This window comes from Helicobacter sp. T3_23-1059, from assembly GCF_053654515.1.
In genome coordinates this window covers 25,256-31,386 of the sequence record NZ_JBSIUV010000030.1, presented here as the reverse complement: position 1 = coordinate 31,386, position 6,131 = coordinate 25,256, and the positions used below count along the sequence as shown (strand labels likewise).

The window sequence follows — 6,131 nt, the reverse complement described above, 5'->3', positions numbered from 1 at the left end:
GCGTTTTGTTTGGGGAGATAAAGATTTTGCGGGGGAATTTAGAGCAACTACCAATGCCTAAAATCACAAAAGAGCAAGATAGCAAAATCACGTTTTTAGTTAGCCAAATCATAGATGGCGATAATTCTTACGAGGAAAAATTGCAAACTAAAATCTATGATATTTTTACAATCACGGACAAAGAGCAAAATCACATTAAAGGTGTGCTAAATGGAAAAACTTGAGCAGGAATTACAACGCAAAATCATAGCGATGAAACGCACAACAAATCGCGCAATAGATTTTAGCACCACCGCGCTAGATGACTTATATAGCGTCTATCCGTTTAATAAATTTGAGTTTGTCATTAGTCATTTAATTGCAAGTGGGGCTATTAGCCTTAATGAATATTTAGACATTAGAAACGCCTATTTAGAGCGCAACAAGTATTTGTATCTTTTTGAAATCACTGCCCCGCGCACTTTTGGAGAATCGTGGGCGCAGAGACACCTAAATGAAATCGTGCCTGAATTGGAGCGACCTACAAACAAAATTGACCCGCACTATAATGGGCAGTATGATTTTTGGCTTAAAAACGGCGATAAAGGCATACGAATCGAAGTCAAAGCCTCCCGCGCAGTGAAGCGCAAAAGTGGCGATTCGCTAATAATGAAAGCCTTATCAAGCGATTCAGTTGAGGGCTTTGATATGAATTTTCAGCAAATTAAGCCAAAGTGTTGTGATGTGTTTGTGTGGATTGCGGTGTGGAGGGATAAAATCCGCTATTTTGTGCTTTCAAGCGATGAAGTGGCAAACAATAAATATTACTCGGTTGGACAGCACAGAGGCAATGTAGGCGAGGGACAACTATGGCTAAAAGAGAGTAATATCGTAGAATTTAAAATCTATGAAGTAGGAGTGCGAGAGATTTTAGAAAAAATCAAAGAAAAAGGCGGGAAATAAAGACAAAAATAAATTGTTGAGTTTCTATTTTAAAAATCCTAGAATCTCGACAATCCCAAAATCACCCAAATCGCCCTGCAATATAATCCCTTGTCTTTTTCTCTTTTGCTTCATCGCTAAAAATCACTTTAGTTTTGTTAAATTCCACCACTTCGCCTAGCCAAAAAAACGCCGTTTTATCGCTGATTCGCATTGCTTGCTGCATATTGTGCGTAACGATGATGATGGTGTATTTTGTGCGTAAATCTTGCAAAAAATTATGCGCAAAAATTATGCGCCACTTCGCACACAAAAATCATCTCTTTGTGGTTGCTAAACTCTGTCTTGCCCGAAGTGAATGCCTTAAAATCAAATTCGTATTTATGCGTTGTGCCGTGAGATTGCAAAATCTGCGTGATTTGCTCTAATGAAATTTTGTTTTGGCTTGAACTTGATTTTGATGAATAAGTGTTATTGTAGGTAACGAGCAAAATTTTAGTGCATTGTGTCAAATTTGCTACCAAATCAGCAAACGCCTCTTTTGCGTTTGATTTGCAATACTCGCTTACATTTTCAGGCTCAGGCTTTCTCGCCACACCATAAAGTTTTGGCTTGTCATTTTTAGCAAGCGTTTCAAGCAGATGATAAAATCTCGCATACTGCCTAGAATTATAAGGTGGGTCGATAAAGGCTATGTCAATTTGGCGATTTTGTGCCACAAAATCACGCACCAACACATTAGAATCCGCCCTAAAAATTTCACAATCCACATTAGCCATATCCAAAGGCTTGATTAGCCCAAAGCTAAATCTATCTTGCAATGGGATATTTTTACGATACGCATCATAATGCCCCACCGTATTTGCCACTCTATCCGCGCTATAAATAAGGCTACAAAGCAAAATATAAAATTCTCTTTGCGTGATTTTCCCCGCGTCTAAAAGCGCGTCCAAATCATCGCGGATATGCCCGATAATGCTAGAATCCACCTCGCTAAAAAAGAGATTGCCAAAAGAGTGTGTGTAATAATTCGCAGGGATTTTAGCTACATTTAGCGCGTTATAAGATTTTGCAATGCGCCCTAGTTTTGCATTATCAAAAGATTTGCCACCAAAAAAGCCTTTATAAATCGCATAATTTGAATGCAAAAAGTCATTTAGGATAAAGTGCGTAAATCGTGGCTTTTTGTCCGCTTTTTTATCGTTGCTTTGCAAATCCGCTACATTAAAATCCGTGCCATAATGTCGCATAAAAAATTCACTCACCACGCCCGTGCCTGCAAATACATCAAAAAAGCTAAGATTTTGTATGTCTTGCAACGCGCTTAAATGTCGCAAAAAAACGCTATCTATGTGGCTTAAAAGTTTGGTTTTTGCCCCTGTGTATCGGCGTGATGAGAGTTTAAACATTTATTTGGTTTATGCTTTCACAAGTTTTAAGGTTTGTGATAAATTCAGTAATGCTAAGATTTCGTATGTCTAAATTTTCATCAAGTTTCAATAACCTTGCATATCGTTTCGTATCCTCAAAAATCTTTGGTGCGATAAAAAGTGCGAAATTTGTGTCATCTTGCGTTTGGGCTATCATTTCTTTTAAATGCCTTGCAATAGGCAATAACTCACTATGTGTTTGTGCTCTGCCACAAATAAGGCTTACCTCAACTATACTTTGTGAATTTTTATCAATGCAGATAATATCTGGCTGATTGCCACTTGCGTGATTGCGCGGTAAGCCCTCATCATCGATAGTATAATTTGGCAACACTTCTAAATTTGCAAAATTTTGCTTCAAAGCAATCGCACTTAAAAATTCAAACCTCGTAGGCTCTGGGATAAATTTAAACACTTCATTTTCAGATTTTGCTTTTTTGGATTCTAGGATTTTTAGCTCTTTATAAATTTGCTCTTTGGTGTAGGTTTTGGCAAATTTTGTTAGGACTTCGTATTTTAGATTTTCTTTTGTCTTTGGCTCTATGTTTTCTTTGATTTCTAAAATTTGCGAGTCAATTTGCCCCATATATGCAAAATACTCTTGCGTGGTCGCAAAGGTTTTAAGCGTAGAATACACACTCATCACATATTCAATCTTTGGCATTTCAAAGGTGTTAAAATCTAAAAACCTCCCATTTCCACGAAGCGAGATAATTCCCGTAATTCGCATTTTACGGATATATTCATCTACGCTTTCCCCACAAATTTGCGAGATTTTAAAGCGTTTTTCATTCTTTGAACCTAAAATTTCCAAACATTCCTTATAAATTACTTCGCTAGAATATGCAAAGGATGGATATGCCGCCCTAAAATCTACAATCTTTTGCGCTAATTTTTGCGCGTCATTATCCCTCCAACACAGCAAAAACGAAATCTCATCTTTGTGGATTTTAGAATCGCCGACTTTTTGTTTTAAAATGTGCATCGTATTAAGCAGCAAAAGTAAAGGCACATTTGCATTTAGCACACGCCTAAAAGGATTATTGCTTTGATATTTCATCATACAATTTAAAAAGATATTTGTGATTTTTGTCTCATTGCTCGGGGTTTCTTTGTCGATAGCGTCAATAAGTAAATGCCCTGTGTTTGAGATACGCAAAGGTTCATTTATCGCATAATAGCAAAATCCAAATTCCATAGGCAACTTATACCAAGTATCAAACCTTGAATCCCAGCCTTTGTCAAACCCTGCTTCTTTGTGTTCTTGTGGCGAATTTTTTATGATTTCTTGTGTTTGATTCGCGCTAAAATTAGTATCAGATTCTAAAATCTCTTTAAAATTTCTACTCGCATATAACGGCACATAAAGCTTATTTGTGATTAAATCAGTCACAATTTGCATAATGATTTCGTGGGTTAATGTTTGATTTTTAAATGGCAATAATGCTTTTAGAAACTCCGCGATTCGTTGTGGGTTACGCATTGTCGTGCTAAATGACAAAATCTTATATTCGCGCTTTCTCATCGCTATGCCTTAAAATTACTCACATAAATTTCACGCGAATCTTTTTTGATAGTATTATCATTAAAGCTAATGTAATTACTCACAATGTCCGTGCAGTGATATTTTTGCGCGAAATTTTCTAGCAAGGCATTGTGTCTGCCTTTGTGCGTTAGCAGATTTGTAAGCCCAAAGCGCACACCTCGCGAATCTAGAGCGTCCAAAAACGCGTAAAATTCGCGCTCTTTGTCCTCGCTCCATAGTTTATTATACTCACTATCGCTGATAAGATAGGGCGGGTCAAAGTAGATAAAATCATTTGGGCGTATTTTTTGGGTAGATTCATAGCGCGCTAAAAACGCCTGATAATCCTCATTAAAAAACTCTTTTGTCTCGCTACTTTGCATAAAATCAAAGTAATTTTGAAGCGCGTTAAACACATTGGCATTAAAATCCACATTGCCCACAGGCAAGTTAAAATCGCCACTTGTGTTAAATCGCAAAAAGCGATTAAAGCCATAAATTAGCAAGAGATACAGCCTTGCAATGTTGCTTTTATCGGCGTTAAAATCCGCTCGCATTTTGCAATACGCGTCTTTGTTGAATTTGGCAAAATAAGTCTTTTTGTAAGTTTCTCGCAAAGATAAAGGCGGGATAATACCTAAAAGAGAGCAAGAAAGCCCATAGCTTTGAATAAGCGCGAAAATATTGCTAAAAAAGCCCTCTTTATCGTGCGCGTGAGATTGTAAAAATCTATGCAAAGCGATGAGGTGGCAATCTATGTCATTTAGTTTGTAATGCCTTGCTCGCACATTTAGAAACGAACTTCCACCGCCACAAAAAGGCTCAAAATATGTGTCAATCTCTTTTGGAAAAAGCGCGGTGAGTTGGGGCATAAGTTTGTATTTATCCCCTACATAAAAAAGCGGTGAGCGCAGGGGTTTTTGTGGTGTAGAAATATATGGATTTTGTTTTTTGGGCGATGGATTTTGCAGTGGAAATAGCGCGTTATACGCAATTTTAGGCACACTTAAAGTGTGCTGATACGGTTGGCTTAAAGCATTTGTGGCATTTAGCATTTTGGTGTCCCTTTGATTTTACTTCGCACATAGCGTTCATTGCGCATTTTATATAGCGCGAATGTGGCGCGAAATCTCATAAAATAATTGATAAAAATAACGCAATTATAGGCAAAAATCTTTAATTTTGCTTGATTTGCTTAAAAGATAAGATTCGCCACAAGATTCGCATAAGATTCGCCATTATGGTAGCCAAAGCCACACAAAAGCGACAAATTTTAGCGATAGCAAAGTGTGAAGCAAAGTCTTGCAACGACAATCCTAAAAATCAACCAAACCTCCCCGCAATGTAGTCCCTTGTCTTTTTCTCTTTTGCTTCATCGCTAAAAATCACTTTGGTTTTGTTAAATTCCACCACTTCGCCCAGCCAAAAAAACGCCGTTTTGTCGCTGATTCGCATTGCTTGTTGCATATTGTGCGTAACGATGATGATGGTGTATTTGGTGCGCAAATCTTTGACTAACTCTTCGATTTTTAGCGTAGAGATAGGGTCTAGCGCGCTAGTTGGCTCGTCCATCAAAATCACTTCGGGATTGATTGCTAAAGCACGAGCGATACAAAGTCTCTGCTGTTGCCCTCCGCTTAGAGACAAAGCAGAATCTTGCAATCTATCTTTGAGTTCATCAAAGAGCGCGACATTTTTTAGGCATTTTTCTACGATTTCATTAAGCTTATTTTTGTCCTTGATTCCGTGTGTCTTGGGACCAAACGCAAGATTTTCATAGATACTCATAGGAAATGGATTTGGCTTTTGAAACACCATTCCCACCTTTTTGCGAAGCAAATTGACATTGTAATTTTTATAGATATTTTTGTCGTTGAGTAAAATCTGCCCTTTAATCTTGCAACCCTCCACAAAGTCATTCATACGATTGAGGCTTTTTAGCAAAGTGCTTTTGCCACAGCCACTAGGACCGATAAAGGCAGAAATCTCATTTTCTTGCAACTCCAAATTGATATTTTTTAGCGCACGAAAATTGCCGTAATACAGATTCATATCCTTGATTTTAAACGCCACGCCCATTTTTCTCTCCTTATTTTGTTTGGTATCCACGATTTATTGTCATATTGAGGCTTTGAAAAAGCCCAAATACTCTAGATTCTAAAAAGTGAGATACTTCGCTTTGCTCAGTATGACAAATTTTGGTATTTGGATTGCCACGCTCACGCTTTGCGCTCGCTCGCAATGACAATACAATT

General features: G+C 37.7%; 7 protein-coding genes and 1 pseudogene. 2 read left to right on the top strand and 6 right to left on the bottom strand.

The window, feature by feature from the left end:
- Together ACWIX0_RS09065 and ACWIX0_RS09060 are read left to right on the top strand one after the other, a co-directional pair.
- A partial coding sequence (locus ACWIX0_RS09065) for a hypothetical protein (RefSeq protein WP_454173693.1) occupies positions 1 to 224 on the top strand: 224 nt, incomplete at its 5' end.
- Entirely contained in the window at positions 211 to 942 is a 732-nt protein-coding gene (locus tag ACWIX0_RS09060; RefSeq protein WP_454173692.1) for a hypothetical protein, read from the top strand. The genes ACWIX0_RS09065 and ACWIX0_RS09060, both read left to right, overlap by 14 nt.
- 61 nt (positions 943 to 1,003) lie before the next feature.
- Here the strand turns inward: ACWIX0_RS09060 and pstB (ACWIX0_RS09055) are convergent.
- From pstB (ACWIX0_RS09055) to ACWIX0_RS09030, 6 genes and pseudogenes are all read right to left on the bottom strand, one after another.
- Positions 1,004 to 1,186 (bottom strand): annotated as a pseudogene (gene pstB, locus ACWIX0_RS09055) (phosphate ABC transporter ATP-binding protein); the annotation flags it as partial.
- A gap of 13 nt (positions 1,187 to 1,199) precedes the next feature.
- On the bottom strand, positions 1,200 to 2,330 hold the full coding sequence (locus tag ACWIX0_RS09050; protein WP_454173691.1) for a DNA adenine methylase: 1,131 nt from the start codon (positions 2,328 to 2,330) through the stop codon (positions 1,200 to 1,202).
- A complete protein-coding gene (locus ACWIX0_RS09045; RefSeq protein ID WP_454173690.1) occupies positions 2,323 to 3,876 on the bottom strand; it encodes an AlwI family type II restriction endonuclease in 1,554 nt (517 codons plus the stop codon). The genes ACWIX0_RS09050 and ACWIX0_RS09045 overlap by 8 nt, the downstream gene beginning before the upstream one ends.
- 2 nt (positions 3,877 to 3,878) lie before the next feature.
- Positions 3,879 to 4,931, bottom strand: coding sequence for a DNA adenine methylase (locus ACWIX0_RS09040; RefSeq protein WP_454173689.1), 1,053 nt, complete (start codon positions 4,929 to 4,931; stop codon positions 3,879 to 3,881).
- Positions 4,932 to 5,199: 268 nt separating this feature from the next.
- Positions 5,200 to 5,949 (bottom strand): phosphate ABC transporter ATP-binding protein PstB, encoded by a 750-nt coding sequence (pstB, locus tag ACWIX0_RS09035; protein ID WP_454173696.1) that lies wholly within the window; start codon positions 5,947 to 5,949, stop codon positions 5,200 to 5,202.
- A 16-nt stretch (positions 5,950 to 5,965) separates the two neighbouring features.
- A complete protein-coding gene (locus tag ACWIX0_RS09030; RefSeq protein WP_454173688.1) occupies positions 5,966 to 6,124 on the bottom strand; it encodes a hypothetical protein in 159 nt (52 codons plus the stop codon).
- Positions 6,125 to 6,131 lie beyond the last annotated feature (7 nt).

Excerpts from the sequence above, each read along its gene's own strand:
- ACWIX0_RS09060 (WP_454173692.1), top strand. The coding sequence starts at position 211 with ATGGAAAAACTTGAGCAGGAATTACAACGCAAAATCATAGCGATGAAA.
- ACWIX0_RS09040 (WP_454173689.1), bottom strand. The coding sequence starts at position 4,931 with ATGCTAAATGCCACAAATGCTTTAAGCCAACCGTATCAGCACACTTTA.
- ACWIX0_RS09045 (WP_454173690.1), bottom strand. The coding sequence starts at position 3,876 with ATGAGAAAGCGCGAATATAAGATTTTGTCATTTAGCACGACAATGCGT.
- ACWIX0_RS09050 (WP_454173691.1), bottom strand. The coding sequence starts at position 2,330 with ATGTTTAAACTCTCATCACGCCGATACACAGGGGCAAAAACCAAACTT.